The 26,650-nt window shown below is 59.0% G+C and carries 28 protein-coding genes; 6 read left to right on the plus strand and 22 right to left on the minus strand.

Translation table 11 applies throughout. From position 1 onward, the window contains the following. Nucleotides 1-639 precede the first annotated feature (639 nt). The 5 genes from FEZ62_RS11030 to FEZ62_RS11050 all read right to left on the minus strand — a co-directional run bounded on the left by FEZ62_RS11030 (nucleotide 640) and on the right by FEZ62_RS11050 (nucleotide 6,063). A complete protein-coding gene (locus FEZ62_RS11030; protein ID WP_069902344.1) occupies nucleotides 640-1,059 on the minus strand; it encodes a glycine zipper domain-containing protein in 420 nt (139 codons plus the stop codon). Nucleotides 1,060-1,211: 152 nt separating this feature from the next. Continuing rightward, nucleotides 1,212-1,691, minus strand: coding sequence for a hypothetical protein (locus FEZ62_RS11035; RefSeq protein ID WP_069902345.1), 480 nt, complete (start codon nucleotides 1,689-1,691; stop codon nucleotides 1,212-1,214). Between the two features lie 206 nt (nucleotides 1,692-1,897). Beyond that, nucleotides 1,898-4,219, minus strand: a complete 2,322-nt coding sequence (locus FEZ62_RS11040; protein WP_172927678.1) for an FdhF/YdeP family oxidoreductase — start codon at nucleotides 4,217-4,219, stop codon at nucleotides 1,898-1,900. Continuing rightward, entirely contained in the window at nucleotides 4,216-5,064 is an 849-nt protein-coding gene (gene fdhD / locus FEZ62_RS11045) for a formate dehydrogenase accessory sulfurtransferase FdhD (RefSeq protein WP_172927679.1), read from the minus strand. The genes FEZ62_RS11040 and fdhD overlap by 4 nt, the downstream gene beginning before the upstream one ends. A 105-nt stretch (nucleotides 5,065-5,169) precedes the next feature. Continuing rightward, nucleotides 5,170-6,063, minus strand: coding sequence for a LysR family transcriptional regulator (locus tag FEZ62_RS11050; protein ID WP_172927680.1), 894 nt, complete (start codon nucleotides 6,061-6,063; stop codon nucleotides 5,170-5,172). Between the two features lie 196 nt (nucleotides 6,064-6,259). On the opposite strand from FEZ62_RS11050, the gene lysM reads away from it, so the two are divergent. Then, complete coding sequence (gene lysM / locus FEZ62_RS11055; RefSeq protein ID WP_069902349.1) at nucleotides 6,260-6,700, plus strand: peptidoglycan-binding protein LysM; 441 nt, start codon at nucleotides 6,260-6,262, stop codon at nucleotides 6,698-6,700. A gap of 78 nt (nucleotides 6,701-6,778) precedes the next feature. Here lysM and yrfG read toward each other — a convergent pair whose 3' ends face one another. Then, the gene (yrfG, locus tag FEZ62_RS11060) at nucleotides 6,779-7,441 is read right to left on the minus strand and encodes a GMP/IMP nucleotidase (protein ID WP_172927681.1); all 663 of its coding nucleotides are present in this window, start codon (nucleotides 7,439-7,441) and stop codon (nucleotides 6,779-6,781) included. 230 nt (nucleotides 7,442-7,671) lie between these two features. Here yrfG and nudE point away from each other — a divergent pair, with 230 nt between their 5' ends. Together nudE and cysQ are read left to right on the plus strand one after the other, a co-directional pair. Then, nucleotides 7,672-8,238 (plus strand): ADP compounds hydrolase NudE, encoded by a 567-nt coding sequence (gene nudE / locus FEZ62_RS11065; RefSeq protein ID WP_090515639.1) that lies wholly within the window; start codon nucleotides 7,672-7,674, stop codon nucleotides 8,236-8,238. After that, nucleotides 8,235-9,053 carry a 3'(2'),5'-bisphosphate nucleotidase CysQ gene (gene cysQ / locus FEZ62_RS11070; RefSeq protein WP_172927682.1) on the plus strand — a complete coding sequence of 273 codons (819 nt, stop codon included), beginning with the start codon at nucleotides 8,235-8,237 and terminating at the stop codon, nucleotides 9,051-9,053. The genes nudE and cysQ overlap by 4 nt, the downstream gene beginning before the upstream one ends. Nucleotides 9,054-9,082: 29 nt before the next feature. Here cysQ and FEZ62_RS11075 read toward each other — a convergent pair whose 3' ends face one another. From FEZ62_RS11075 to FEZ62_RS11095, 5 genes are read right to left on the minus strand one after another with little or no spacing between them, the layout of a single operon-like run. After that, nucleotides 9,083-9,712, minus strand: a complete 630-nt coding sequence (locus FEZ62_RS11075) for an SCO family protein (protein WP_150548132.1) — start codon at nucleotides 9,710-9,712, stop codon at nucleotides 9,083-9,085. 12 nt (nucleotides 9,713-9,724) lie between these two features. Next, nucleotides 9,725-10,624: a heme o synthase gene (gene cyoE, locus FEZ62_RS11080; RefSeq protein ID WP_172927683.1), complete on the minus strand. Its 900-nt coding sequence runs from the start codon at nucleotides 10,622-10,624 to the stop codon at nucleotides 9,725-9,727. A gap of 23 nt (nucleotides 10,625-10,647) precedes the next feature. Beyond that, complete coding sequence (locus FEZ62_RS11085; protein ID WP_172927684.1) at nucleotides 10,648-11,694, minus strand: COX15/CtaA family protein; 1,047 nt, start codon at nucleotides 11,692-11,694, stop codon at nucleotides 10,648-10,650. 58 nt (nucleotides 11,695-11,752) lie between these two features. After that, nucleotides 11,753-12,349: a hypothetical protein gene (locus FEZ62_RS11090; RefSeq protein ID WP_172927685.1), complete on the minus strand. Its 597-nt coding sequence runs from the start codon at nucleotides 12,347-12,349 to the stop codon at nucleotides 11,753-11,755. Further along, nucleotides 12,324-13,055 (minus strand): SURF1 family protein, encoded by a 732-nt coding sequence (locus FEZ62_RS11095; RefSeq protein ID WP_172927686.1) that lies wholly within the window; start codon nucleotides 13,053-13,055, stop codon nucleotides 12,324-12,326. The genes FEZ62_RS11090 and FEZ62_RS11095 overlap by 26 nt, the downstream gene beginning before the upstream one ends. A 95-nt stretch (nucleotides 13,056-13,150) precedes the next feature. Here FEZ62_RS11095 and FEZ62_RS11100 point away from each other — a divergent pair, with 95 nt between their 5' ends. Further along, nucleotides 13,151-13,354, plus strand: a complete 204-nt coding sequence (locus FEZ62_RS11100) for a twin transmembrane helix small protein (protein ID WP_172927687.1) — start codon at nucleotides 13,151-13,153, stop codon at nucleotides 13,352-13,354. Nucleotides 13,355-13,383: 29 nt separating this feature from the next. On the opposite strand, the gene FEZ62_RS11105 is transcribed toward FEZ62_RS11100, so the two are convergent. From FEZ62_RS11105 to coxB, 4 genes are read right to left on the minus strand one after another with little or no spacing between them, the layout of a single operon-like run. Continuing rightward, nucleotides 13,384-14,280: a cytochrome c oxidase subunit 3 gene (locus FEZ62_RS11105; protein WP_172927688.1), complete on the minus strand. Its 897-nt coding sequence runs from the start codon at nucleotides 14,278-14,280 to the stop codon at nucleotides 13,384-13,386. Nucleotides 14,281-14,291: 11 nt separating this feature from the next. Then, nucleotides 14,292-14,843 (minus strand): cytochrome c oxidase assembly protein, encoded by a 552-nt coding sequence (locus FEZ62_RS11110; protein ID WP_172927689.1) that lies wholly within the window; start codon nucleotides 14,841-14,843, stop codon nucleotides 14,292-14,294. A 2-nt stretch (nucleotides 14,844-14,845) separates the two neighbouring features. Next, nucleotides 14,846-16,435, minus strand: coding sequence for a cytochrome c oxidase subunit I (gene ctaD, locus FEZ62_RS11115; RefSeq protein WP_069902361.1), 1,590 nt, complete (start codon nucleotides 16,433-16,435; stop codon nucleotides 14,846-14,848). 5 nt (nucleotides 16,436-16,440) lie between these two features. After that, nucleotides 16,441-17,565 carry a cytochrome c oxidase subunit II gene (coxB, locus tag FEZ62_RS11120; protein WP_075723414.1) on the minus strand — a complete coding sequence of 375 codons (1,125 nt, stop codon included), beginning with the start codon at nucleotides 17,563-17,565 and terminating at the stop codon, nucleotides 16,441-16,443. A gap of 363 nt (nucleotides 17,566-17,928) precedes the next feature. On the opposite strand from coxB, the gene FEZ62_RS11125 reads away from it, so the two are divergent. Continuing rightward, complete coding sequence (locus FEZ62_RS11125) at nucleotides 17,929-18,591, plus strand: hypothetical protein (RefSeq protein ID WP_069902363.1); 663 nt, start codon at nucleotides 17,929-17,931, stop codon at nucleotides 18,589-18,591. Here the strand turns inward: FEZ62_RS11125 and FEZ62_RS11130 are convergent. The 4 genes from FEZ62_RS11130 to FEZ62_RS11145 form a co-directional block, all read right to left on the minus strand. Continuing rightward, nucleotides 18,580-19,308 carry a carbonic anhydrase gene (locus tag FEZ62_RS11130; protein ID WP_069902364.1) on the minus strand — a complete coding sequence of 243 codons (729 nt, stop codon included), beginning with the start codon at nucleotides 19,306-19,308 and terminating at the stop codon, nucleotides 18,580-18,582. The genes FEZ62_RS11125 and FEZ62_RS11130 overlap by 12 nt on opposite strands. 162 nt (nucleotides 19,309-19,470) lie before the next feature. Next, complete coding sequence (locus tag FEZ62_RS11135; RefSeq protein WP_172927690.1) at nucleotides 19,471-20,529, minus strand: PA0069 family radical SAM protein; 1,059 nt, start codon at nucleotides 20,527-20,529, stop codon at nucleotides 19,471-19,473. 69 nt (nucleotides 20,530-20,598) lie between these two features. After that, complete coding sequence (locus FEZ62_RS11140; RefSeq protein ID WP_172927691.1) at nucleotides 20,599-21,372, minus strand: N-acetyltransferase; 774 nt, start codon at nucleotides 21,370-21,372, stop codon at nucleotides 20,599-20,601. A gap of 189 nt (nucleotides 21,373-21,561) precedes the next feature. Then, entirely contained in the window at nucleotides 21,562-22,572 is a 1,011-nt protein-coding gene (locus FEZ62_RS11145; protein WP_172927692.1) for a bile acid:sodium symporter family protein, read from the minus strand. Nucleotides 22,573-22,654: 82 nt separating this feature from the next. On the opposite strand from FEZ62_RS11145, the gene FEZ62_RS11150 reads away from it, so the two are divergent. After that, nucleotides 22,655-23,443, plus strand: coding sequence for a helix-turn-helix transcriptional regulator (locus tag FEZ62_RS11150; RefSeq protein ID WP_172927693.1), 789 nt, complete (start codon nucleotides 22,655-22,657; stop codon nucleotides 23,441-23,443). 21 nt (nucleotides 23,444-23,464) lie between these two features. On the opposite strand, the gene FEZ62_RS11155 is transcribed toward FEZ62_RS11150, so the two are convergent. Genes FEZ62_RS11155 through prlC form a run of 3 tightly spaced genes read right to left on the minus strand, consistent with a single transcriptional unit; the run spans nucleotide 23,465 to nucleotide 26,561 of the window. Further along, complete coding sequence (locus tag FEZ62_RS11155; protein WP_172927694.1) at nucleotides 23,465-24,235, minus strand: DUF1835 domain-containing protein; 771 nt, start codon at nucleotides 24,233-24,235, stop codon at nucleotides 23,465-23,467. Then, nucleotides 24,235-24,516, minus strand: coding sequence for a YheV family putative zinc ribbon protein (locus tag FEZ62_RS11160; RefSeq protein WP_069902371.1), 282 nt, complete (start codon nucleotides 24,514-24,516; stop codon nucleotides 24,235-24,237). The genes FEZ62_RS11155 and FEZ62_RS11160 overlap by 1 nt, the downstream gene beginning before the upstream one ends. Next, nucleotides 24,513-26,561: an oligopeptidase A gene (prlC, locus tag FEZ62_RS11165; RefSeq protein ID WP_172927695.1), complete on the minus strand. Its 2,049-nt coding sequence runs from the start codon at nucleotides 26,559-26,561 to the stop codon at nucleotides 24,513-24,515. The genes FEZ62_RS11160 and prlC overlap by 4 nt, the downstream gene beginning before the upstream one ends. Between the last annotated feature and the right edge of the window lie 89 nt (nucleotides 26,562-26,650).

The following is a 26,650-nucleotide window of genomic DNA, read 5'->3' on the forward strand; positions in this document are numbered from 1 at the left end:
ATGGAATCCGCGACGCGGCTTCCGTCATTGCAATCGTTCGGTCGGGCGCGATCGGGTTTTGACCGTGCAATGGCCATGACGGTTTACCCGTTGGGTTAACCATCCTCCGGGATGGATTGCATTTACAGGTGATGATGAAAGATGCCGGTGGATGGAATCCGTGGCGCGGCTTACGTCATCACAATCATCCGGTCGGACGCGATCGGGTTTTGACCGTGCAATGGCCATGACGGTTTACCCGTTGGGTTAACCATCCTCCGGGATGGATTGCATTTACAGGTGATGAAACCTGCGGAGGATGGAATCCGCGACGCGGCTTCCGTCATGACAATCGTATGGTCGGACGCGATCAGGTTTTGACCGCGCAATGGTCATGATGGTTTACCCGTTGGGTTAACCATCCTCCGGATCAATCGTATTTACAGGTGATGAAACCTGCGGCGGATGGAATCCGCGACGCGGCTTCCGTCATGACAATCGTATGGTCGGACGCGATCGGGTTTTGATCCGGCAATGGCCATGACGGTTTACCCGATGGGTTAACCATCCTCCGGGATCAATTGCATTTGCAGGTGATGATGAAACCTGCGACGCGGCTTCCGTCGTCACAATCGTCCGGCCAGCATCAAGCACAAGGAATCAATGATGTTTGTGTTTCTTGTGCTTGTTTTTCTTGTGGCCGCGGTTGTCGTCGTGGCGGTTGTCGTCGGCAATGTCGTTGGCCAACGCGCCACCGGCGGCTCCGCCAACGCCTGCGCCAATCAGCGACCCGGTGCTGCCGCCCAGCGAATTACCAATCGCTGAGCCGCCCGCAGCACCCAAGCCGCCGCCGAGGGCTGCTTCGGTCTTGTTGCCGTCACGTGCGGTTGCTGCGCCACCGACTGCGCCACCGACGCCGGAGCCAATAGTCGCGCCGGTGCTGCCACCGACTTGTGAACCGATCACGTTGCCCAATGCGCCACCCACGCCGCTGCCGACTGCAACGCTGCCATTATCGCCGGCAAATGCCAGAGGGCTCACAGCCGCACTCATAAGCAAAGCTGTTAATAAAGTTCGCATCGTCATACCTCAGTTGTCAGGGGCTGCATCGCGCACTCGCAGCAATGCAGATTTATCATTCAGTCAAAGTTTGGACGCTGGTGGTGACAGATAATTCAATCTTGTCGGATGACCTTACAACTGCGCCGCGTCAATCAGCAGCGCGCAGCACATCAGTGGCGGTGGCCGTGATGCCAGCCCTTGTGCTTGCCTTTGTGTTTGTGGTGCTTGTGATAATGACGGTCGTCACGGTAGTAATGACGGTCATCGCGATAACCTCGGCGGTCATCACGACGGCCGTCGTCGCCGTAATTATTACCCAGTGCTGCGCCTGCGCCGCCACCCAGCGCTGCGCCGATCAGGCCGCCGTTGGTGCCGCCGACACTGCGTCCGATCGCGTTACCACCCGCGCCGCCCAGAGCGCCACCGATGGCCGCCTCTGTGCGACTGCGGCGATCTGCGCCAACCATGCCGCCTGCTGCGCCGCCGACACCGGCACCAATGGTAGCGCCAGTATTGCCACCCACTTGCTGGCCTACAACGGCGCCGAGAACACCACCCAATGCACCGCCAACACCCGCTTCGGTGTTGCCTGCAAAGGCTTGTCCAGCACTAAGGCCGAGGGTCAGTAACAGAATTGATGAGTACTTCATATCAGCTCGCTCAAGTGGATATCACGCGCCGATCCTCATGTTTGTGTGCTGTGTCAGGCAAGCAAAACCCGACGAATAGTCGGGTTTGCGCACATAATTTAACTATCTGTTTTTAAACAAGAACTTTTGTGAAAACGGGCAGTCTTAAACCTGTTTAGGGCATTTGAGTTCGCCTGTTTTCAGGCCGGTTTATGCGCTCTTGAACCTCAGATAATGCGCTGGTTGGCTGCCGCTCTTTCAAGCTTGATGGCGATGAATTTCGAGGTTGGGGTAAAGCTGCCAGCACCATAACTTTGCAGCGGCACCAACGGGTTTGCTTCGGGGTAATACGCCGCGGCCTGACCCGCCGGAATATCAAATGCCAGCAAGGTGAAACCCTGCACCTTGCGCGCCACGTCGTCATCCCACAATGAACAGATATCCACAACCTGGCCTGGCTTGTAACCGAGGCGGACGATATCTGCTGCATTGGCAAACAATACTTTGCGTTGCCCCTTAACTCCGCGATAGCGGTCATCCAGGCCATAAATAGTGGTGTTGTACTGATCGTGCGAGCGCAGCGTTTGCAAGATCAAATCCGCGCTCTGGCCGCTGTTGCGCACCTGCGCCGGCAACAGATCTGCCAGTAACGGGTTTGCCTTGAAATTGGCCTTGCCGGTCGGGGTCAGCCAGCGCCGTTCGGCCGCCGAGTTACCCAGATAAAAACCGCCTGGATGTTTGACCCGGGTATTGAAGTCGCTAAAGCCCGGAATGGTGTCGGCGATCAGCTGGCGAATCCGGTCATAGTCGGCAATCAATTCCAACCAGTTCACCGGATGATTACCTAATGTGGCGTGCGCGATGCCCGCCAGAATCGCTGGTTCCGAGCGCATGTCTGCCGAGATTGGCTGCAACTGACCGAATGATGCGTGGATCATGCTGAACGAGTCTTCAACCGTCACCGCTTGCGGGCCGTTGGCTTGCATGTCGATATCGGTGCGCCCAAGGCACGGCAGAATCAGCGCGTCTTTGCCGGTAGTCAGGTGGCTGCGGTTAAGCTTGGTGCTGATCTGCACGGTCAAATCGCAATTGGCCAACGCCTTGTGGCTGAGCGGGCTGTCGGGTGTGGCTTGGGCGAAGTTGCCGCCCAGACCGATAAATACTTTTGCCTCGCCCGCGAGCATGGCGTTGATCGCCTCGACAGTGTTGTGGCCGCTGTCCCGTGGCACGGCAAACTCGAAACGCTGCTGTAGGCGATCAAGAAACTCCTGCGATGGCCGATCGTTAATGCCCATGGTGCGGTCACCCTGCACATTGCTGTGGCCGCGCACCGGGCATAAACCGGCGCCTTTACGCCCGAGATTGCCGCGCAGCAGCTGCAGGTTGACGATTTCCTGAATGGTCGCCACCGAGTGATGGTGCTGGGTAATGCCCATGGCCCAGCACATGATTACGCGTTCGGCCTGACGATAAAGGCTTGCCGCCTGTTCCAGGTGCTCGAGGCTCAAGCCAGACTGCTCGACCAGCGAGTCCCAGGATGTTTCATCCAGCAGGCGCAGGTAATCATCCACGCCATCGGTGTGCTCATCGATAAAGGCGTAGTCGAAAATGTCCGGCTGGCCGCTGGCTTTGGCCTCGCGTTGCCACTGCAGGAGAAACTTGGCCATGGCCCGAATCGCCGCCATATCGCCGCCCAGAGCCGGGCGGAAGAATGCCGTGTTCAACGCCTCGCTGCCGTTGGTGAGCATTTCGATTGGATGCTGCGGATGCTGAAAACGCTCAAGCCCGCGTTCTTTCAGCGGATTGAAACACACCACTTGTGCACCGCGCTTTACGGCCTCACGCAGGGGTTCGAGCATGCGCGGGTGGTTGGTGCCCGGATTCTGCCCGAGGACAAAAATCGCATCGGCGTGATCAAAGTCCGCGAAGGTAACCGTGCCCTTGCCGATGCCAATGCTCTGACCCAGGCTCACGCCGCTGGCCTCGTGGCACATGTTCGAGCAGTCGGGGAAGTTGTTGCTGCCGAAGGCGCGCACGAATAACTGATACAGGTAGGCCGCCTCGTTGCTGGCCCGGCCCGAGGTGTAAAACTCGGCCTGATTAGGGTTTTCGAGTGCGCGTAAATGCTCTGCAATCAGGGCAAAGGCATCATTCCAGTTCACCGGTACGTAGCGATCCTGTGCAGCGTCGTAACGCATCGGTTCGGTCAGGCGGCCCTGATATTCCAGCCAGTAGTCACTCTGCTCACGCAGTTGGCTGACGCTATAGCGGGCAAAAAATGCACTGTCGACCCGGCGGCTGGTGGCTTCCCAGTTCACCGCCTTGGCGCCGTTTTCGCAGAATTTGATGTGGCCATCTTCCGGCGAGTCGCCCCATGCGCAGCCGGGGCAATCGAAGCCGCCGTTCTGATTGGTCTTGAGCAGGGCGCGCAGGTTCTTGAACGGCTGTTTGCTGTCCAGCCAAAACCGCGTGACGCTGCGCAATGCACCCCAACCGGCGGCGGCGCCTTTGTAAGGTTTATACCGGGGGTTTACCGATTGCAGGCTCATTGGCAAGGCTCGCTTTGGCGCGGCGCCGGGCTGAAAACCCGGGGCGCATTGTGATGAGGTAAATGGATCAGATTGAGGTTGTACTGGCGCGCCCATTCCACGGTGAGGGCGGTGGGCGCAGACAAACTGACGAGCGTGGCGATGCCACTGCGTACTGCTTTGTGAATCAGCTCAAGGCTGCAACGGCTGGTGACCACCACAAATCCTTGCGCCAGATTTTGGCCTTCGTCGAGTGCGGCGCCGATCAGTTTGTCGAGCGCGTTATGGCGGCCAATGTCTTCGCGGCAGAGACTCACCTCTCCTTGCACGTTTACCCATAACGCGGCGTGAAGCGCGCCACTGTGGCGGGCCATTTTTTGCGCGGTGGCGATGCGCGGACGCAAATTGTGAAGGTGCGCGGCAGGCGGCAGTGCGCTTGGCGGCAGTGGTGTCAGCGTGGGCAGGGCTTGCTCCAGCGCGGCGACACCGCAAAGGCCGCAGCCACTGGTGCCGGCTAATTGGCGACGCTGTTGTTTGAGTGCCCAGAATGCGCGGTTGCTGATGCTGACATTGGCGCTGATCGATGCGGCGCTGTATTCGAGGTGAATATCGTAGATCTCATCGACGCGGTTGATCACGCCGCTGCTGAGGCTCAAACCGCGTATGAAGTCCTCGGCTGAAGAGGGCGAAACCATCATAACGGCATGGTTTATGCCGTTATAACTGATGGCGATTGCCACTTCTTCTGCTAGCTGCACGCGCGCCGCAAGGCCTGTCGAGTCGAGTTCGACGTAGCTGTACTCAGCTGCCGGTTGCGGCTGCGGAATGGGCTGAGAAAAGGGTTTGAGCTGCGCGCTACGAGACATGAGCAGTAAGACCTGCGACTTAATGTCTCATTAGCTTAGGTGGCATCAAGGGGCAGCGTCTAATCGCTATGGCTGATCCATTGATAGATGCCATCTATGATGACGCTACTCCACGGCATTGGGCTGGAAACTGCGGGTCTCATCGAAGCAGGCTTCAGCCAGTGCCGAGCGCGGCGCATTGCGACGCATGATCAAACCCAGTGGCGCGAGCGTGTGGGCGTCTTCAATTGGCGTGAGTGTCAGGTGCTCGGTAAAGTCAGCGAGACCACTGCGCAGCGGCATGATGGCGCAACACAGGCCGGCGCTCACCGCTTGCAGGAGCTGATGCACCGCATCGGTTTCCAGTTTCGGTTTGGGCAGCAAACCGCGTGAGCGGAAGTTGTGGTCAATCGACTGGCGAAAATGCATGCCGCTCGACAGCAACCCCAGCGGCAGGTCGATCAGGTTTTCCCAGCTCAGTTGCGCATTGCTGAACGCAAAGTGACGGCTGTCGTGCAGCAAGCCCATGCGCGTGTCGGCCAGCTCCAGGCTGTCGTAGTGCTCGCGGTCCAGCCGGTCGAGATAAGACAAGCCCAGATCAATCTGGTTACGTCCGAGGCGTTCGAGAATCTGCTCGCTGCTCAGTGAGAACAACTGAAAATGCAGGCCCGGATGTTTTTTGCCGAAAAAGGCCACCAAGCTCATCGGATCGAAACCGGCCAACGGCACCATGCCCAGCCGCAAGGTGCCGACCAGTTGGCCACGGCAAGCGGCGGCTTCGGCGTACAGGCCATCGTGTGCGGCCATCAGGCTGCGCGCCCAGGCCAGAATCCGCTCACCTTCTTCGCTGAATCCTTCAAAACGCTGGCCACGGCGTACCAACTGTAAACCCAGTTCTTGCTCAAGGTTGCGCAGGCGCATCGACAACGTCGGCTGGCTGATGTGACAGCGTGCCGCCGCCTGGCCAAAGTGGCGCGTCTCATCCAGAGCAATAAGGAATTTGAGTTGTTTGATGTCCATGCGCGGCTCCTCCGGGGCGCCCCGATTCTAGCCTGCATCGCGACCGAGCGGGGCCGCTGGTACTGGCGGACGGCATCAGCAAGAAGATATACAGCAAAGTTTGACGAGTGGAGCCGCAGGCCGCCGTATACCGTCTAGTCTTTGAGTTCCGAGTAATTGCTACTCGGAATTTTCCCAAGGACATAGAGGAATCGCGATGAGTATTTTCAGTTTCGTGAAAGAGGCAGGCGTAAAACTCTGGGAGTCAGTGGTTGGCTCGGAAGCTCAAGCGGCTGAATCACTGCAAGCGCACGTCGCCAAGGTCGGTTTGGGCAATCCTGCCATTCAGCTGTCCGTCGAGGGCGAGAAGGTGACCGCCAGCGGCGAGGTCGCGACTCAGGAGGAGAAGGAGAAGATCCTGCTGGCGCTGGGTAACGTCGAAGGTGTTTCAGAAGTAGAAGACAACATTACCGTGGCTACGCCGGCGCCAGAAGCGCGTTTCGTTACCGTCAAGAAGGGTGACACGCTGAGCGCGATCGCCAAGGCCGAACTGGGCAATGCCAATGCCTACATGAAGATTTTCGAGGCTAACAAGCCGATGCTCAGCCATCCGGACAAGATTTATCCGGGGCAGGTGCTGCGTATTCCATCCGAGTAATCCGCAAGGCTCCGCGCTGGCTAATCGCAGCGCGGGGCAGTCGGCTGATGGTTAGCTGAGTTGCTGCTCGCGCCTGCCTCACAGGCCTGTGAGCAATTCCCGGTAATCGTCTACGGCGGCAAACTCTTCGGTGTCTTTCGGCCCCGCCTTGCTGTCGGGTTCGCGCACGGCCAGCAAGTGGCCGATGCCGTAGGTGCGGGCGCTGCGCAGCACGGCCAGGCTGTCATCAATAAACAGGCTGCGCGCCGGATCGAAGTTGACCTCGGCTTGCAGGGCAAACCAGAACTGCTGGTTCTCCTTGGCAAATCCATAGTCGTGAGAGCTGATCATGCGCTCGAAGTAGGGCGCCAGCTCAATGCGCTCCATTTTCAGCGACAACGAGTCGCGGTGGGCATTGGTGATCAGAATCACCCGCTTACCCGCGCTGCGGATCGCCCCCAGAAAGGTGTCTGCGTCCGGGCGCAACGCAATCAGTTCGGCAACTTCACGCTTGAGGTCGGGGATCGACAAGCGCAATTCGCGGCTCCAGAAATCAGTGCAGTACCAGTTGAGCTGGCCGGCGTGCTCGCGAAACAGCGGTATCAGTTCGGCATCTGCCAGCGCGCGGCTGATACCGTGATGCTCGGCGTAGCGTTGCGGCAGGTGTTCGAGCCAGAAGTGGTTATCGAAATGCAGGTCGAGCAGGGTGCCGTCCATGTCCAGCAGAACAGTGTCTATCGTGTTCCAGTTCAGGTGTGTCATGTTCAGCCTTACCTAGCCTGTGTGGATTAAACCCGGATAGCTTAAAGGCATAAGCACCCGGCGCAAGACGACTTGCTGGCCCCTGTGGATAACTACGCGCCTGAGCGCTGCGACAACTGCGCCCCGTGGTCGATTTGCCCCAGCGGTTGCTCACACCGCTAAACTGCAGCGGGGAATCGTGCAAAGGCACGGTATGATAACCCGTCAGGTCACCCGAAGGAGTCGCACTCATGCCGCAGAAGCCCACCGTACTCGCCCGCGAGATTGTCGCCAGCAGCCGCTTGTTCAGGGTTGAAGAGTTGCAGCTGCGTTTCAGTAACGGCGTTGAGCGCACCTATGAACGCCTGGTCGGTAAAGGTTCGGGTTATGGCGCGGTCATGGTGGTGGCGATGATCGACAGCGAGCACGCCTTGCTGGTTGAGGAGTACTGCGGCGGCACCGACGATTATCAGATGTCCTTGCCTAAAGGTTTGGTCGAGCCGGGTGAAGACGTCTTGGTGGCGGCCAATCGCGAGCTTAAGGAAGAGGCCGGTTTCGGGGCTAACAAGCTGGAGTTGCTCGCCGAGCTGAGCCTTTCGCCTGGCTATATGAGCCAGAAGATTCACGTGGTGCTGGCGCAGGATCTTTATGAGGAGCGCTTGCCGGGCGATGAGCCGGAGCCAATGCGGGTTGAGAAAACCAGCCTCAAGCAGCTCTCGACGCTGATTGAAAACCCGCTGTTCAGCGAAGGCCGGGCATTGGCGGCGCTGTATCTGGCGCGCGATATTCTGACCCAGCGCGGGGAGTTCGGCGCATGAGCCACGCATTGATACCGGCGGTTGAGAAATTAGTGCGCGAGGCGGGAAAAGCCATTTTGCCGTTCTGGCGCGAGGACGTTGCCGTGACTGAAAAGGCCGACGCCTCGCCAGTGACTGCTGCAGATTTGGCCGCGCACCATGTGCTGATGGACGGGCTTAAGGCGCTGGACCCGGGCATTGCCGTGTTGTCTGAAGAAGATGCCGACATCGCCCTCAGCGAGCGCGCCAGTTGGCAGCGCTGGTGGCTGGTTGATCCGTTGGATGGCACCAAGGAGTTCATCAGCGGCAGCGACGAATTCACCGTTAACGTCGCGCTGATCGAAGAGGGTCGCGTGGTGTTTGGCGTGGTGGGTTTGCCGGTCAGCGGTCGCTGTTATTCCGGCGGTGCAGGTCTGGGCGCAAAGCTCACCGAGGCCGATGGCCGTGAGCGTCCGATTAATGTGCGTAATCAGCCCGTTGCAGCGTTTACCGTGGTTGCCAGTCGCCGTCATTCAAGCCCGGAGCAGGAACAATTGCTCGAAGGGTTGGCACAGCGCTTTGGTAATTTGGATTGCGTGAGCGTGGGCAGCTCGCTGAAATTTTGTCAGCTGGCCCAAGGCACAGCGGATTTCTATCCGCGGCTGGCGCCAACTTCGCAGTGGGACACAGCCGCCGCCCAAGGCGTACTCGAAGGCGCGGGCGGTGAAGTGCTGCGCCTGAATGGCGAGGTGCTGCGCTATGAAGCGCGTGAGTCGCTGCTTAACCCTTCGTTTCTGGCGTTGCCTGCCGCCGCCCAGTGGCGCGATGAGCTGATCGCGCTGGCGCGCTCGCTGTAAAACGGCCGTTTTTCAACGGCCTTTTGGGCTTACTCGGCAACCAGTTCGGGTAATTGCTCAACCAGCTTCTGATTGTTCAACGGTGCGCGGATAAAGCCGCGCTGGGTGCCGTCTGGGCCAATGATTACCAGATTACCGCTGTGGTCGACGGTGTAGTTGGGCTTGCTGGTGTCGGCAGGAATGAACGGGATGCTCACCGCGTTGGCGAGTTTCTGGATGACCGGCTCAGGCGCAGTCAGGCCCATGAACTGCGGATCGAAGTAGTTCAGGTACTTTTTCAGCTGCTCCGGGGTATCGCGGTTCGGGTCGACGCTGATCATGACGATGCGCAATTTGTCACGCGTCTCGGCCGGTAGCTGGCCGCGAATCTGACGCAGCTCGGCAAGCGTGGCCGGGCAGATATCCGGGCAGAAGGTGTAGCCAAAGAACAGCAGGCTCCATTGATCCTTGAACTGGCTGACTTTAAACGGCTGGCCATTCTGGTCAGTCAGTTCAAGGTCGGGCAGGTTGCGGCTTTGCGGCAGCAGCACAATTCCTGCGTCGAGCAGCTTGGTCGGATCAGCCTGCCCCTTGCTGTTGAGAACCTTGTTAACGGTGAGGCCCAGTACCAGAGCAACAATGGCGAAGAGCACAAAAACAGTTTTCTGAGTACGGGTCATAGCACCAATTTTCTATAGGTTGATCAGCAGGTAGTGGTCGAGCAGCAGCGCGATAAACAGCAGGAACAAGTACCAGATACTGTACTTGAAAGTGTTGATCGCGGCATGCGGCCGGGAGTCACGGTACAACACCACAGCCCAGAACATAAAGCGCCCGCCCAAAACGACAGCGCAGGCCAGATACAGCAGGCCGCTCATGTGGATAACAAATGGCAGCAGCGTCACCGCGAACATGATGCAGGTGTACAGGATGATATGGATCTTGGTGTAGTGCTCGCCATGCGTGACCGGCAGCATCGGAATATTGGCCTTGGCGTATTCGGCCTTGCGGTGAATCGCCAGCGCCCAGAAATGCGGTGGCGTCCAGGCAAAGATAATCAACACCAGCAGCAGCGGCTCGGCACCTACATGGCCGGTGACTGCCACCCAGCCGAGCAGCGGTGGGGCTGCGCCAGCAAGGCCGCCGATCACGATATTCTGCGGCGTGGCCCGCTTGAGAAAGCCGGTATAAAGAACCGCGTAACCGAGCAGCGATGCCAGTGTCAGCCACGCGGCCAGTTCATTGGTGAAGGCCAGCAACATGCTCAAACCCGCGACCGAAAGCAGCAATGCGAAACTGATGGCCGCTGTCGGCGAGACCCGGCCTTCCGCCAGTGGGCGTTTATGAGTGCGCGCCATGACCGAGTCGATTCGCCGGTCGACCACGTGATTCACCGCCGCCGCGCCGCCTGCGCACAAGCCGATGCCGAGGTTGCCGAAAATCAGCACCTGCCACGGCACACCAGCGCGCGTGGCGAGAAACATGCCGACCAGCGAAGTGATCAACATCAGCACGACCACCCGTGGCTTGGTCAGCTCCAGATAGTCGCGCCAAGTGGCTCGGGCTGTGTGTTCGCGCAGTAGAGTAGCCATTGGGTCTCTCCTCGTCGTTATTGTTATTCCGTACGCAGCGACTTGATCGGCAGCGATGCCATTTGTTTTGCGGATGAACTCGCTGGCAGAGCAACCGGGCGCAGCCGATAGTTGATCAGTACCAGGCACAGCAACAGGCCCGCGCCGCAGGCGTTGTGCGCCACCGCCACGGCAAGTGGCAGGTGCAGCAGGACATTGCTGATGCCCAGACTGACCTGAGTCAGCAGAGCCAGAACCAGCAGTAACGAAAGCTTTGGCAGGCCCTGAGCGCGCAATTGCCAGGCGAGAGTCAGCAGGGTGAGCGTCACCAGCACGGCGCCGATGCGGTGGGTCATGTGAATGGCGGTGCGGGCGTCGCTGTCGAGTTGGCCGCCCAGATAGTTGGGGCCGATGTGCTGGGTCAGGTGAAAGCCGTTGGCAAAGTCCATGTTTGGCCACCATTGGCCGTGGCAGGTTGGCAGATCGACGCAGGCCACCGCGGCGTAATTGCTGCTGACCCAGCCGCCCAGTGCTATCTGGCCGATTACCAGCGCCAATCCCAGCATTGCCAGACGCCGCGTGCGTTGGCTGATGTCCGGCAACACGGCAAATTTTCCCGAGAGACGCAGCGTCAGCAAAAACAACAGGGAAAGCGTCGAGAAACCGCCGAGCAAGTGTGCGGTTACCACTTGCGGCCACAACTTTAGCGTGACCGTCCACATACCAAATGCGGCCTGCACAATAACCAGCCCGAGCAAAAACACCGGCAGTTTCAGTGGCTGATCAGGCAGGTGCCGATTGCGCAGCGCATGTATCGCCAAGCCCAGAATGACCAGACCCAGACTGCCGGCAAAGTAGCGGTGAATCATCTCGGCCCAACCCTTGGCGACCTCAACCGGTGCAGCAGGGAAACGTGTTTCGGCCAGCGCTTGCTTGTGCTCGCTCATCGGCACGCCGATAAAGCCATAGCAGCCAGGCCAGTCCGGGCAACCGAGGCCGGCATGGCTGAGGCGCGTGTAGGCGCCGAGCATCACGACAAGCAATGCCAGAAGGGTGGCGAGCAGGGCAATTCGATAAGCCGGTTTGGTCATGGTTATCGCCTTACTGTTGAGCGCGAGGGCGCCTCTTGTTAGGTATTCAGCGTTGCCTTTAACCGATGCGTGAAATTTTCAGCAGCAGAATCAGGTCTTTCAAAATCTCCTTGCCGCTGGTGCCGTTGGCGTAACGCAGCACCAGATTGCCGTGTGGATCGACGATCCACAGTTGCGGCGCATCGAGCTTGCCGGCCGTTTTGCTGACAGTGGCGGCATAGGCTTGCGGCTCGAGGGTGTAGCGCGACAGCTGCGGGAATTCGCGCTTGAGCAGCGCGTCGTAGTCGGCCTGCAACGGCTGGGACAGCGCAATGGCGTGAGTGGCGCGGGTGGCTTCGCGGTTCAGGCCGATATTGATCTGCCGGGCCAGATACACCAGTTGCTTGCAATCGGTATTGCAACTGTCGGGCGCGGTGACCAGCAACTGCCAGCGTTTGTTCTGATCGCCGACAACGCCCAGATCGGCAACGCCAGTTCCGGTGCCCAGCAGTTCACCGTGATAATTGCGCGCATCGGGCACCCAGAAGCGCCACTGATACATGGCCGTGGCCAGAATCATCGGGCCAATCACAATGGTCAGAATCAGGATTAACTGCAAACGGCCGCGCCAGCGACGTTGCGGCGACACTTCAGGCAAGGTGATTGCTGGGTTCATGGCGAGTCTCCCGCGCATTGTGCAAACCAAGGTAAATAAACAAACCGAGCAGCGCCGCCGACATGGCAAACCACTGCACGGCATAACCTGTATGGGTGTCAGGCGACATGGCCACTACTGGCCAGCCTGTGTGCAGAGCACCGGCGCCACTTTCGAGGCGCATTTCGTAGCTGTAGCCGTCGCGCTGCAGGCGTTGCCAAACGTCTGTTGGCGTGACTTTGCTGATTAACTGCGGCCAGCCTTTGCCCGCCTCGCTGTTGGCCAGATTGAGCCCGCCACCGAGCGGCACATAGACTTCGGCGATAACACTTTGCGGGCCTTGCGGCGTATTCAACGTCGGCTGCACGCGACGATCCGGCCACGCCAGCCAACCGCGATTGAGCAGCACCCAAAGGCCGCTGGCCTGATCGAAAAAGGGTTGCAGCACTTCGAGGCCGACATGCCCGTCGCGAATGCTGTTATCCAGATACAGGCTGTGCTCCGCGTCGAAACGGCCGACCAGCTTTACCCGGGTGTAAGCCGGTTTTGCCAGCGTTTGCGCTTGCAGCAGGCTGATGGGCGCGGCCATTTCCCGCAGGGTATTGGCCGCCATGATTTCGCGCTTTTCCTGCGCGCGCTGGAGCTGCCAGAAGCCCAGCCCGATAAGTACCGGCAACAGCAGCAAGACCACGCAGGTAGGCAGCCAGCCAGGGCGAAAGCGGCTCATGGCGCGCTCCCGGCTGGCTGTTGCTGGCGGACTATACTCAAGCTGCATTGCATCATTTCCCCTTATCACTTCACTGCTCACCAAGGAGTCCATGAATGCTCAAAGCCGCGATCGTTTTGCTGTTACTGGCCACGCTGGTCAGTCTGTTCAGCAGCCTGTTCTTTCTGGTCAAGGACGAGAGCCGCACCTCACGGGTGGTTAACGCGCTTACTGTTCGGGTCTCTCTGGCGGTTCTGACTGTGGCACTGATTGCCTGGGGTTTTTACACGGGCCAACTGGCCTCGCATGTCACGTGGTAAAGCGGGCCGCAAGCAGTCCGCTGACAGACTCACAGCACGTAGACGAATACGAACAGGCCGATCCACACCACATCCACAAAGTGCCAATACCAACTGGCGGCTTCGAAGCCGAAATGCTGGTCGGCATTGAAGTGCCCTTTGAGGATGCGGATAAACATGATCGACAGCATCAGCACACCCAGCGTTACGTGCGCCCCGTGAAATCCGGTGAGCATGAAGAAGGTCGCGCCGTAGATGCCTGAGCCGAGTGTCAGGCCCAATTCGTTATAGGCGTGGATGTATTCCTCGGCCTGAAAGCCGAGAAACGCCAGGCCCAGGATGATGGTGAGCGCCAGCCAGACCTTCAGCTGCGTGCGATGGTTTTTGCGCATGGCATGGTGCGCCAGCGTCAGGGTCACGCTGGAAGACACCAGCAAAATGGTGTTCAGCAGCGGCAAGCCCCAAGGGCTGATTATGCCTTCCGGCGCCGGGTATTTTTGCGGGTCTGGCGTATTCAGCAGTGGCCAGGAAAATTCAAAACCGGGCCAGAGCATGTTGGCTACGCCCTTGTCGCCTTCGCCGCCCAGCCACGGTCCGGCGAAATGTCGGACATAGAACAGGGCGCCAAAGAAGGCAGCAAAGAACATCACCTCGGAGAAGATGAACCAGCTCATGCCCCAGCGGAACGAGCGGTCCATTTGCGGGCTGTACAAGCCGCCCCGGCTCTCTTTGATGACCGCGCCGAACCAGCCGAACAGCATGTAGGCCAGCACCAACCCGCCGCAGAAGAAAATCAGCGGGCCGTGGGATGATTCATGGCCGGCCTTCATGTCGTTGAACCAGGTGCCGACCCCGAAAACGGTGACGAACATGCCGACAGTGGCGATTATTGGCCATTTGCTTTGAGCGGGAACGTAATACGGGTCATGAGTTTTTGCCCCGGCCATCTTTGTTCTCCTTATTGGCTCACCTGTGCGACAGGTGGTTTACGCGCAGTCACATCAAACAGGGTGTAGGACAGCGTCAGGTGACGCACATCCTTGGGCATGTCGCGATCAACAATGAAGCGCACTGGCATCTCGACTCTTTCGCCGGGTTGCAGCACTTGTTGGCTAAAGCAAAAACACTCGGTCTTGTGAAAGTAAGCGGCAGCCTCGGAGGGCGCGATGCTCGGAATCGCCTGCGCCGTCATGGGCTTGTCGGTCGGGTTGTGGGCGACAAACAGCATCTGGTTGACGCCGCCGGGATTGACCGTGATTTCGTCACCTTCCGGGTAGAAGTCCCAGCTCATGTCGGCGCTGTTGGTGGCCAGAAACTGCACCCGTACTTCGCGGCTGTCATCAATCACCTGCGTGCCTTCGTAGGCCGTGCCATCGGGTTTGCCATTGATGCCGAACGCTTTGCACATCACGTCGTAAATCGGCACTAGGGCAAAACCGAAGGCGAACATCAGCACCACCACAACGACCAGGCGTTTGATCAGGCGTGAGATGTCTGTCGAGGTCGACATGGCTACTTCACTTCAGGCGGAGTGGAGAAGGTGTGGTACGGCGCCGGTGAAGGCACAGTCCACTCCAGGCCATCGGCACCGTCCCACGGTTTTGCCGGAGCCGGCTTGCCGCCACGGATGCACTTGATGACGATGAACAGGAACAGCAACTGCGTGGCCCCGAAGGCGAATGCGCCAATGCTTGAGATCATGTTGAAGTTGGCGAACATCATGTTGTAGTCGGGAATACGCCGCGGCATGCCTGCCAGCCCGACAAAGTGCATCGGGAAGAACGCCATGTTCATGCCGATGAAGCTCATCCAGAAATGCAGCTTGGCGAGGGTCTCGTCGTACATGTGCCCGGTCCACTTTGGCAGCCAGTAATACGCCGAAGCGAAGATGCCGAAGATGGCGCCTGGCACCAGTACATAGTGGAAGTGCGCGACCACAAAGTAGGTGTCGTGATACTGGAAGTCTGCCGGTGCGATGGCCAGCATCAGCCCGGAAAAGCCGCCGATGGTGAACAGAATCACGAAGGCCACCGAGAACAGCATCGGCGCCTCGAAGGTCATCGAACCCTGCCACATGGTGCTGGCCCAGTTGAATACCTTCACCCCGGTAGGCACAGCAATCAACATGGTCGCGTACATGAAGAACAGCTCGCCGGTGAGCGGAATGCCCACGGTGAACATATGGTGCGCCCAGACCAGAAACGACAGCAGGGCAATCGAGGCGGTCGCGTAAACCATCGAGGTGTAACCGAACAGCGGTTTACGGGCGAAGGTCGGGATGATCGAGCTGACTGCGCCGAAGGCAGGCAGGATCATGATGTACACCTCGGGGTGGCCGAAGAACCAGAACACATGCTGGAACAGCACCGGATCACCACCGCCGGCCGCACTGAAGAAGCTGGTGCCGAAGTGGATGTCCATCAGCATCATGGTCACCACGCCCGCCAAGACCGGCATCACGGCGATCAGCAGGAAGGCGGTAATCAGCCAGGTCCAGACGAACAGCGGCATTTTCATCAGCGTCATGCCGGGGGCGCGCAGGTTGAGGATGGTGGCGATCACGTTGATCGCGCCCATGATCGAGCTGAAGCCCATCAGGTGAATGGCGAAAATGAAAAAGGTCACGCTGGCGGGCGCGTAAGTGGTCGAGAGCGGGGCGTAGAACGTCCAGCCGAAGTTCGGTCCACCGCCTTCCATGAACAAGGTGCTGACCAACAGCGCAAACGCCGCGGGAAGCAACCAGAAGCTGAAGTTGTTCATGCGTGGCAGGGCCATGTCCGGCGCGCCGACCATCAGCGGAATCATCCAGTTGGCCAGGCCGACAAACGCGGGCATTACCGCACCGAAAACCATCACCAGCCCGTGCATGGTGGTCATCTGGTTGAAGAATTCCGGCTGGACAATCTGCAAGCCCGGCTGGAACAGTTCGGCGCGGATAACCATGGCAAAGCTGCCGCCGAGAAGGAACATGGCGAAGCTGAACCACAGGTACATGGTGCCGATGTCTTTGTGGTTGGTGGTCAACACCCAACGCATCAGCCCCTTGGCCGGGCCGTGGTGATGGTCATGTCCGGCATGACCGTGATCGATCACTGCACTCATGTCCCTTACTCCTTAGCCTTTTTGAAATCGAGGATGTCTTTAGGCGTAACCATGTCGCCCACTTTGTTACCCCAGGCATTGCGCTCGTAAGTGATGATTGCAGCGATATCGACTTCCGACAGTTGCTTGCCGAACGCGGCCATTGCAGTGCCAGGACGGCCCTCGACCACGGTGTGGATATGCTCCTCGGCCGGGCCGGTTGCGACTGATGAGCCTTTCAGCGCCGGGAACATTGGCGGTAAACCTTCGCCGTTGGCCTGGTGGCATGAGGCGCAGTTGGTGGCATAGGCTTTTTCGCCGCGGGCGCTGAGTTCTTCCAGCGTCCACTCCTTGCTGGTCAGTTCCTTCTCGGCCAGCGCTTCTTCCTTACGCTTGGCCAGCCAGGCTTCGAAGTCCGGCTTGGATTTGACCTCGACCACAATCGGCATGAAACCGTGGTCCTTGCCGCACAACTCGGCGCATTGGCCGCGATAGGTGCCGGGTGTGTCCATGCGTGTCCAGGATTCGTTGATGAAACCGGGGATGGCGTCTTTCTTCACCGCCATCGCCGGCACCCACCACGCATGTATGACGTCTGCTGACGTGATCAAAAAGCGCACTTTGGCGTCCACCGGAATCACCAGCGGGTTATCGACCTCGCGCAGGTAATTCTCGCCTTTGGCTTCCTGATTATTGATTTGGGCTTGCGGCGTGGTCAGGTTGCTGAAGAACTCAACATCCTGGCCCAGATATTTGTAGTGCCATTTCCACTGATAGCCCGTGACCTGGATGTCGAGATCCGACTCCGAACTGTCGTAGATATTGATCAGGGTCTTGGTTGCAGGCACCGCCATGACTACCAGAATCAGCAGGGGCACGACTGTCCAGAGAATCTCGACAGTGGTGCTTTCATGGAAGTGTGCAGGCTCCTGGCCGGTGGAGCGACGATGGATAATCATCGACCAGATCATGGCACCAAAGACCACAACGCCGATGACGACGCAGATCCAGAAAATGGTCATGTGCAGGTCGAATACCGAGCGGCTGACTTCGGTCGCGCCAGGGGTCATGTTGGTGGTCCAACTGGCCTGAGCGGTGCCGAAAACCAACCACAGCAGGATACCCATCCAAACGTGTGGATGTCGCGACATTGCGGGTTCCCCTTATGGTTCTTGTTATCCCGCCGGCGAAGCCTGCGGCTAAGGGATCGACTGCCAAGGAACTGGCGACAACTGTCGAAACCTATCCGTGCCTAAAGCCCGTCCGGTTCCATCAGATACTGCCTTTCGAATTCGAGTATAGACGCCACTTGTCGGCCCGCAATGCCAAACCGAAAAACTCCGTGGCGTTGTCGAGCGTGTCTTAGAGGCAGTGCGGGTCTGGGGCGACAAAGTTTTTTTGTGCACCGGGATATAGCGCTGTCGCATAAGCGTTAATAAATTATGACAATCAAATCTTAGCGCTGGAGATTCTCCAGCTAATGTAGTCGTTCATGTCCTGGTTATGGAGTAGTCATGAATATTGCCGCTTTGCGCACGCTGATTCAGCGCGCCCAGCAACAGGAGGCGCAACAGCCGCGTCTCGCCGATCAATTGTCTGCCAGCATTGATGCCCTGCATCCGGCTATCCGGCTTACCGGAGCCGATACCGCAGGTGTGCTTGGCCGGTTTGTGCACGCTTACATCGAGCAGGTGCCCGACATGCTCGACGCAGCCAATCAGGTGGCGCGTGAAGCGGGTATCGAGTTGCAGATCAAACCTGTACTGAAAGTTGCCGAAGAGTTCTTTCTGCACCCGCCACCAGTCATGGCCGGGCATGAGGGGCTCGATTGCCTGCTGGATGAGGCTTATCTGGCGCACCGGCTGGTGGAGGAAGTTAACGACCGCTATATCGCCCACCTTGGCCAGCCGCTGATTCCGCTGGATACCACGGTGGCCAATCTGATTGCTCATCAACTGATTGGCGAGACGTTTGCCAACCAGCTGGATGAGGCAGTGCAGCAGGCGCTAGACGGATTGCTCGACAGCGAGACCTTTGATCAGGCCTCGGTGCATGCTTACCGTGAGCGCCTCAACGACCCGACGGTCGAGGCTGCCTGGAAGCGCTGGCCATGCTTGTCGCGCCAGCTCGGGGTTGAGCTGGAGCTACAGCAGGCGGATATTCAATCAGCTGTCTGATGACTGCGAATTGAGATAACGCGCGCGGGGTGTGGCCATCGGCAGAGGACCGTCCCCGATCTTCTTGAAGTTGCCGCTCTCCGCGTCGTAGCCGCGAATTTCGCCGGTTTCAATGTCGTACATCCAGCCATGAATAAACAACTGCCCGCTGGCCAGTCGCGCGGCGACCGACGGATGCGTGCGCAGATGGTCGAGCTGAGCGATGACGTTCTCTTCGGTCAGCGTGCCCAATGTGCTGTGATCCGCGCAGCCGCAGTTTTCCGCTACTACGGTTTTTGCCACCTCGGCATGGCGCAGCCAGGCCTTGACGGTCGGCATGCGTTCGAGGGTTTGCGGGTCAAGAACTGCTTTCATCGCACCGCAGTCGGAGTGGCCGCAGATGATGATGTGGTGTACGCCCAGCGCCATTACCGCGTATTCGATGGCGGTAGAAACGCCGCCCATCATCTGGCCGTAAGGCGGCACAACGTTACCGACGTTACGGGTGACAAAAAGGTCGCCCGGATCGCTCTGAGTAATCAGTTCGGGAACAATGCGCGAGTCAGCGCATGTGATAAACATCGCGTGCGGGGTTTGCTGGTGCGCGAGTTTCTTGAACAGTGCTTGTTGCTCAGGGAATACATTCTCACGAAAGCGCTGAACGCCATCAGTGATGTGCTGCAGCGCAACTTCGGCGCTTGCGGCGTGCTGAGCATTAGACGGATTAAATTTACCCATGCTGCAAACCTCTATCAACCTGCTGAAATCGGCGGGCGCCAGTACAGCGTGCTACTGGCAAGCCCAGTTAAGACTGGACACATTACAAGGAGTTCGGGTCACAGTTGCGTGTAATAAACTCCAAGTTTATTACCGTTCCGGCCTGTTCGGCAAAGCGCAGGGCTACAGCAGCGACAGCTGACCGCCGGGCGGACAGAACGCCGAGCAATCGAGATTGAAGCGCTCGCGCTGCGCCAGACCATTGCGCTTGAGCGCCACCTTGAAGCGTTGCGAGAGCAGCTCGGCAAATGCGCCTTCGCCGCTGAAACGCTTGCCAAAGCGACTGTCGTAAAGCTCGCCGCCACGGCTTTGGCGCACCAGACTCAAGACATGCTCGGCGCGCTGCGGATAATGCGCGTGCAGCCACTCCTCGAACAGTGGCGCCACTTCACGCGGCAAGCGCAAAAACATGTAAGACGCACTTTGCGCGCCCGCTTGCGCCGCCGCCTCAACCAGATGCTCAAGCTCCATGTCGTTGATCATCGGGATCATGGGTGAACACAACACGCCCACCGGAATACGATTTTCGCGCAGCACCCGAATCGCCCGCAGCCTTGCGGATGGCGAAGCGGCGCGCGGCTCCAGAATACGCTTAAGCTCATCGTCCAGCGTGGTCAGGCTGATCATCACCGCCACCAAACGCTGCCTGGCTAACTCAGTGAGCAGGTCGAGGTCGCGCAAGATCAGCGAGCCCTTGGTGATGATGGTCAGCGGATGACGATAATTGAGCAGCACTTCAAGGGTGCGCCGGGTCAATTGTTGCTGGCGCTCGATAGGCTGATACGGGTCGGTATTGGAGCCAAGGTTGATCGGCGCACACACGTAACCGGGCTTGCTCAACTGCTGTTCAAGCATGGCCGGGGCATTGTGTTTGGCGATGAGCCGGGTCTCGAAATCGATGCCGGGGGACAGATCCCAGTACGCATGGCTGGGCCTTGCGTAGCAGTAAATGCAGCCGTGCTCACAGCCACGGTACGGATTGATCGAGCGATCAAACGGCAAATCGGGCGACTGATTGCGGGTGATGATCGATTTGGCTGTTTCGAGGCGCACTTCGGTCGCCTGCGTGGGCGGTACTTCCTGAAACCAGCCGTCATCACTGGCGATTATCTGCGTCGGTGCGTAGCGGTTTGCAGGGTTGCTGGCAGTGCCGCGCCCGCGGGGTGGCAGGGGAGCGTTCATAAAATAGCCTCGAATTTTACTGGCTAAATATACAGTATAAAATCGAGGCCTTTGCAACTGTTTGTCGGTTTAACCTTTCGCCAGCAAATGCGCCCAGCGCTTAGCCCGGATCAGATAGACGCGGGTGTACGAGCACACCGGCACCACCCTGTAGCCAAGCTTCTCGATAGCTTCCAGGCAGTGTTCCATCAGGATCGCGCCCAAACCCTCGCCACGACGATTAGCGGGAACTTCGGTGTGCGTCAGGTACAGGGTTTGGCCCTCTTTGCGATAAATCAGCTGGCCGCTGGCGCCGTCGCCAAAGTCGACCTCGAAGCGCTGATGCGCCGGATTGTGGCTGACCGTGATCCGGCTTGGCGATGGTTCGGCCGGTGAGCTGTCGAGTGCGGCGCTGATGGTTGCGGCGAGATTTTCCGGACGATAGTTGTTGGCGACAACCACGCCATTGCGGTCAATCACGATAAACCACGGCGTGCCGCCAGTGCGGTAGTCACTCATGATTGTGGGGCGCGGCAATCCGTCGTCCTGACCGAAGGGCAGATCGAGCTGGTAAAGCTCGGCGTTTTCCGCGCGTTTCTCGGGGCCGTTTTCGCGGTGCCCTTCGAACACGCTCTGCACCACGGCAAACACCACAGGTTGGTCTTTGAATTCAGTAATCAGGCTCTGCAGAGTCGGGAAGCCGTGACTGTGGCAGCCCGGGCACCATGCTTGGAAACAGTAGATAACACGCACCTTGCCGTCATGCTCGCTGAGCCGGAAAGGCGCTATGGGCTGGCCGTGTCGATCCACCCAATCGGTTATTCGCAGTTCGGGAGCCGGTTGTCCCTTGATTCCAAATTGCATGGCAAACCTCCTTGTGGTTCTGCGCTGCACCCAGCCAGACAACCGCAGAACCAGGCGACTGGCAAGGCGATTTTGGGCCTGCCAGCCGAGCGGTTATGGGTTGCATAACGGATGCATGAAGATTGCGTTCAGCTTGAGCAAACGCGCCTGCTCTGGCTCCTCTCTAACGATGGGCGTCGACCTGTGGTGTCAGCCTTTGGAGCCGGTTGGCTGGTCGGTTGCAGTGATGTTGATGCCTTCGGGGCGCTGCGCATAACGCTGGGCGATGACCGCGCAGACCATCAATTGAATTTGGTGGAACAGCATCAGCGGCAGAATCAGCAGGCCGATGGTGCTGCTGGCAAATAACACCTGAGCCATCGGTACGCCGGTGGCGAGGCTCTTTTTCGAGCCGCAGAAAAGAATGGTAATGCGGTCTTCAGTATTGAAGCCCAACCACTTGCCCAGCAGGTGTGTCGCCAGCAGCGCCAACGCCAGCAGAATGCAGCAAGCCACAACCAGACCGATAAGTGTTTGCAGCGGCACTTGATGCCACAGCCCTTCGATAACTGCGGCGCTGAAGGCGGTGTAGACCACCAGCAGAATCGAGCTTTGATCGACGAATTTCAGCCAATTCTTGTTGCGGCCGACCCACTCGCCAATCCAGCGCCGGGCAATCTGGCCGGCGACAAAGGGCACGAGTAATTGCAGGGTGATCTTGCCAATCGCATCGAGCGTAGAACCGGCTTCACCGTGCACATTCAGCAGCAGTGCGACCAGAATCGGCGTCAGGAAAATGCCAAACAAGCTGGAGGCCGCCGCACTGCAAATAGCCGCTGGAATGTTGCCGCGCGCCAGCGAGGTGAAGGCGATAGCCGACTGCACGGTGGCGGGCAGGGCGCAGAGATAGAGCATGCCCAGATACAACTCATCGCCGACCATCGGCGACAGCAAGGGTTTCAGCGCCAGCCCCAGCAATGGGAACAGGATGAAGGTGCAGGCGAACACCAGCAAATGCAGACGCCAGTGGCCGGCACCGGCAATGATCGCCTGGCGTGAGAGCTTGGCGCCGTGCAGGAAAAACAGCAGGCCGATGGCAAGGTTGGTGATCCATCCGAAGGCCACCGCCGTTTGGCCGCTGGCGGGAAACAGGCTGGCGATGGCGACCACTGCAACCAGTGCGCAGGTGAAGTTATCGGGCAGGAAACGCTTGAGTGACATGTTCAAATCTCGTACTTGCAGGCAGGTTGAGACAGACACTACTCTGTTGACAAATTTCCGGCTAACGCCAAAGAGTCAGCGAATGTCGCCAAACAGACAAAACAGCGCCGTGCACCGCTCGCTCCCCGAGCTGCAAGCCTTGCCGCGCCCGCTTTATGGCCGTGTCGAGTCGTTGCCGAACCGGGCACTGACATTTCGGCACAGTCATCCGTGGGTGCAATTGTCTTATGCGATTGCCGGGGTGCTGGAAGTGCAAACTGAAAACGCCCGTTATGTCGCCCCGCCGCAGCGTGCCGTTTGGGTGCCGGCCGGGCTGGTGCATCAGGTGTCGAGTTCCTCGCGCACCGAAATGCGCAGCCTGTATATCGACTGCTCGGTGACTGGCTGGGCGGCGGATAGCTGTCGGGTGCTGGCGGTGAGTCCGTTACTGCGCGAACTGATCAGCGCATTCAGCGAACTGCCGGCGGAATACGATGAGGCCGGCGAGGGCGGACGGCTTGCGCAAGTGTTGCTGGATCAGTTGCGGGTGGCGCGGGAAGTCGATCTGGTGCTGCCAATGCCGCACGATTCAAGGCTGCAACAACTGTGTCTGAGCCTGCAGGATAATCCTGAGCAGCATGCCACACTGGCCGACTGGAGCCAGCTTCTCGGCGTCTCGGAGCGCACCCTGAGCCGTTTGTTTGTGCAGGACACCGGCCTTACGTTTCGCGCCTGGCGCCAGCGCTCACGCCTGCTGGGCGCATTGACGCCACTGGAGCAGGGCGCGCGCGTAACTGATGTGGCATTGGCCTGTGGTTACGATTCGATTTCGGCTTTTATCGCCGCATTTCGCCAGCATTTCGGTGCAACGCCAGGCGAGTTCTTTCGTTAGCGTCCGCCACGATTGCGATTGTTATGCGCGCTTTACCTGTTGCTCAGCAAGGTTTTGCTCTGGCGGCGAGGCAAGCAACAGTTGCCCATTCGCGGCGAGTTCGCGCACCCGCCACCAGAGGAAAAAGTCGGTGGCAAAGAAGCCGTCGCACTCGGCCATTACGCATGTCATGACCCGCGTTAGAGGCAGCCACTGTGCTTGGGCAAAGTGCAGCAAACGCTGGTCTGTCGCGGTGTAATCTTCGCCGCTGAACTGGCCGTGCTGCCAGCGTCTGACCCCGGATGAATCCGCGAGTACAGCGCGCCACTGCGCAGCAAGTTGCTGTTGGCGATCGGCCGCAATGCGCTTCGGCTGATACAGCGCAACCAGCTCCTGTGGCGCGCGCATTGAAACGGCTTTGCGCGTGGCCACCCGGCTATCACCGCTGCCACAGGCCACCTCGAAAAGCGCAACTTGAGAGTGTTCCAGCGCCGCAGCAACGCGGGCCAGCAACAGTTGCTCTGAACAGCTGTCGCCATGCCAGACGGTCACAGCTTGCGTTTGCTGGTTCAGCGCAGCCAGCCACTGGGCATCTTCGCTTAAAGCGCTGCAGAAGTCGGGTTGCGGCTGCACGCTTTGCGGCCACACCTGCTGCCAGAAAGCTGCCCGCGCAGCACAAGGTGCTGCATCCACATCGTGCAGCGGGCCAACGGCCAGATCGTCGCGCATAACCCGCAGCGTTTTGGCCGCTTGCTCATCAAGCAGGGGCTTGATGCTTTCGGCCGCCAAATCGCCACAGGTTAAATGCCACATTACTCGGCAGGCTTTTTCAGTTTCGGGTTGGGGAAGAACTGAACTGTCTGGCCTTTCGGCTGCACCGGTTTGGCCGCGGCCTTATTGACCCGGGTGCCGAGTTCTTTCGGCACCGACTGGCCCTGTGCGTTGAGCGTGTCGATGTAACCGCAGCTCACGCACTCGCGATGCGGCACGCCGTCCTCGTCCCACATTTTTACCGTGTCCTGCGCGCTACACGCCGGGCATACAGCACCGGCGATAAAGCGCTTGGGCGTCACCTGACGGGGTGCGTCACTCATGCTGCCTCCTGAGTCAGGCCCAGATGGCGCAGCAGTGCATCGATGCTTGGTTCGCGGCCACGGAAGTCAACGAACAATACCATCGGCTCCTGCGAGCCACCGCGGGCCAGAATCGCTTCACGGAATGCACGGCCGGTTTCACTGTTGAACACGCCTTCTTCCTCGAACCGCGAGAAGGCATCGGCAGACAACACTTCAGCCCACTTGTAGCTGTAGTAACCCGCTGCGTAGCCGCCGGCGAAGATGTGCGCAAAGCTGTTGGGGAAGCGGTTGTACTGGGGCGGACGCAGCACTGAGACTTCATCGCGGATGCTTTCCAGCACCTGCATCACACTGCGGCCATCGCCATGGGTGGCATGCAGTTCGAAGTCGAACAGCGAGAACTCCAGCTGACGCACCATCATCAGGCCGGACTGGAAGTTTTTCGCCGCCAGCATCTTGTCGAGCAAGTCTTCAGGCAAGGCTTCGCCCGAGTCGTAATGGGCCGAAATCAGCGCCAGACCTTCCGGCTCCCAGCACCAGTTTTCCATGAACTGGCTTGGCAGTTCGACCGCATCCCACGCCACACCGTTAATGCCCGAGGCACCGGCGTGTTCAACGCGGGTGAGCAGGTGATGCAGGCCGTGACCGAATTCGTGGAACAGCGTAGTGACTTCATCGTGGGTCAGCAGCGCAGGCTTGCCGCCAACCGCCGGGGTGAAGTTGCACACCAGATTCGCCACCGGGCTGATCAGCGTGCCATCGGCAGCGCGACGCTTGTCACGTGCGCCATCCATCCAGGCACCGCCGCGCTTGTTGGCGCGGGCATAAAGGTCAAAGAAGAAGCGTCCGACCGGCTGGCCGTTCTCGCTGATCTCGAACAGGCGTACATCTGCATGCCAGCTGTCGAAGCCGCTCAGCTCCTTGATCTGGATGCCGTAAAGCTTCTCGACAATGGCGAACAGGCCGCTGAGTACTTTGTCGACCGGGAAGTAGGCGCGCAGGGTTTCTTGCGAGATGCTGTAACGCTGTTCGCGCAGCTTTTCGCCGTAGTAGCCAACGTCCCAGCTCTGTAGATCGTTACAGCCCTGCTCGGCAGCAAAGGCTTGCAGTTCAGCCAGGTCCTGAGCTGCGAAAGGCTTGCTGCGCACGGCCAGATCACGCAGGAAGTTGAGCACCTGCTCGTTGCTCTCGGCCATCTTGCTGGCAAGGCTCAACTCGGAGAAGTTGGCGTAGTCGAGCAGCTTGGCCAGCTCTTGGCGCAGTTCGAGAATCTCGGCCATGACCGGCGTATTGTCGTTCTGGCCAGCGTTCGGGCCCTGGTCCGAGGCGCGGGTACAGTAGGCGGCGTAAATTTCTTCACGCAGGGCGCGGTCATCGGCGTAGGTGATCACCGCGAAGTAGCTTGGGAATTCCAGCGTCACTAGCCAGCCTTCAAGGCCTTTGGCCTGTGCGGCCTGAGCCATCTGCATTTTTGCCGACTCGGTGAGGCCGGCAAGGTCAGCCTCGTCGGTGATGTGCTTGCTCCAGGCCTGAGTTGCGTCCAGCAGCTGGTTAGAGAAACGGCTGGCCAACTCCGAGAGTTTCATCTGGATGGCGCCGTAACGCTGCTGCTGGGCTTCTGGCAGGTCGATACCAGACAAGCGGAAGTCACGCAGGGCGTGTTGCAAAATAGTGTTCTGGGCGACGTCGTAGCCTGCCGCTTCCGGGCTGTTGGCGAGCGCTTGATAAGCCTTGAACAGCGTCTGGTTCTGGCCGATTTCGGTCCAGTATTCCGACAGCTTCGGCAGGCACGCCTCATAAGCGCCACGCAGTTCGGCGTTATTGCACACCGCATTCAAATGGCTCACCGGGCTCCATGCACGACCCAGGCGCTCATTCATCTCATCAAGTGGCAACACCAGCCCTGCCCACGTCGGCGCGCTCGCCTGTTCGTCAAGCAACTTGGCCATCGCGGCGCGGTTGTCAGCAAGAATGGCATCAATCGCCGGCTCTACGTGCTCAGGGCGAATGGCTGAATAAGGCGGCAGATCGAAGTTCTGGAGTAGCGGATTGCTAGCGGTCACAGGCAGGCACCTTGCGTTCAGAGAATGGCTTGGCTGAGCCGGGGATTGTCGAGCGTGAAAAGCGCGAACTTATCCACAGCAGTTCAGCC

It is taken from the genome of Pseudomonas sp. MS19 (genome assembly GCF_013277615.1).
Taxonomy (GTDB): Bacteria; Pseudomonadota; Gammaproteobacteria; order Pseudomonadales; family Pseudomonadaceae; genus Aquipseudomonas; species Aquipseudomonas marincola.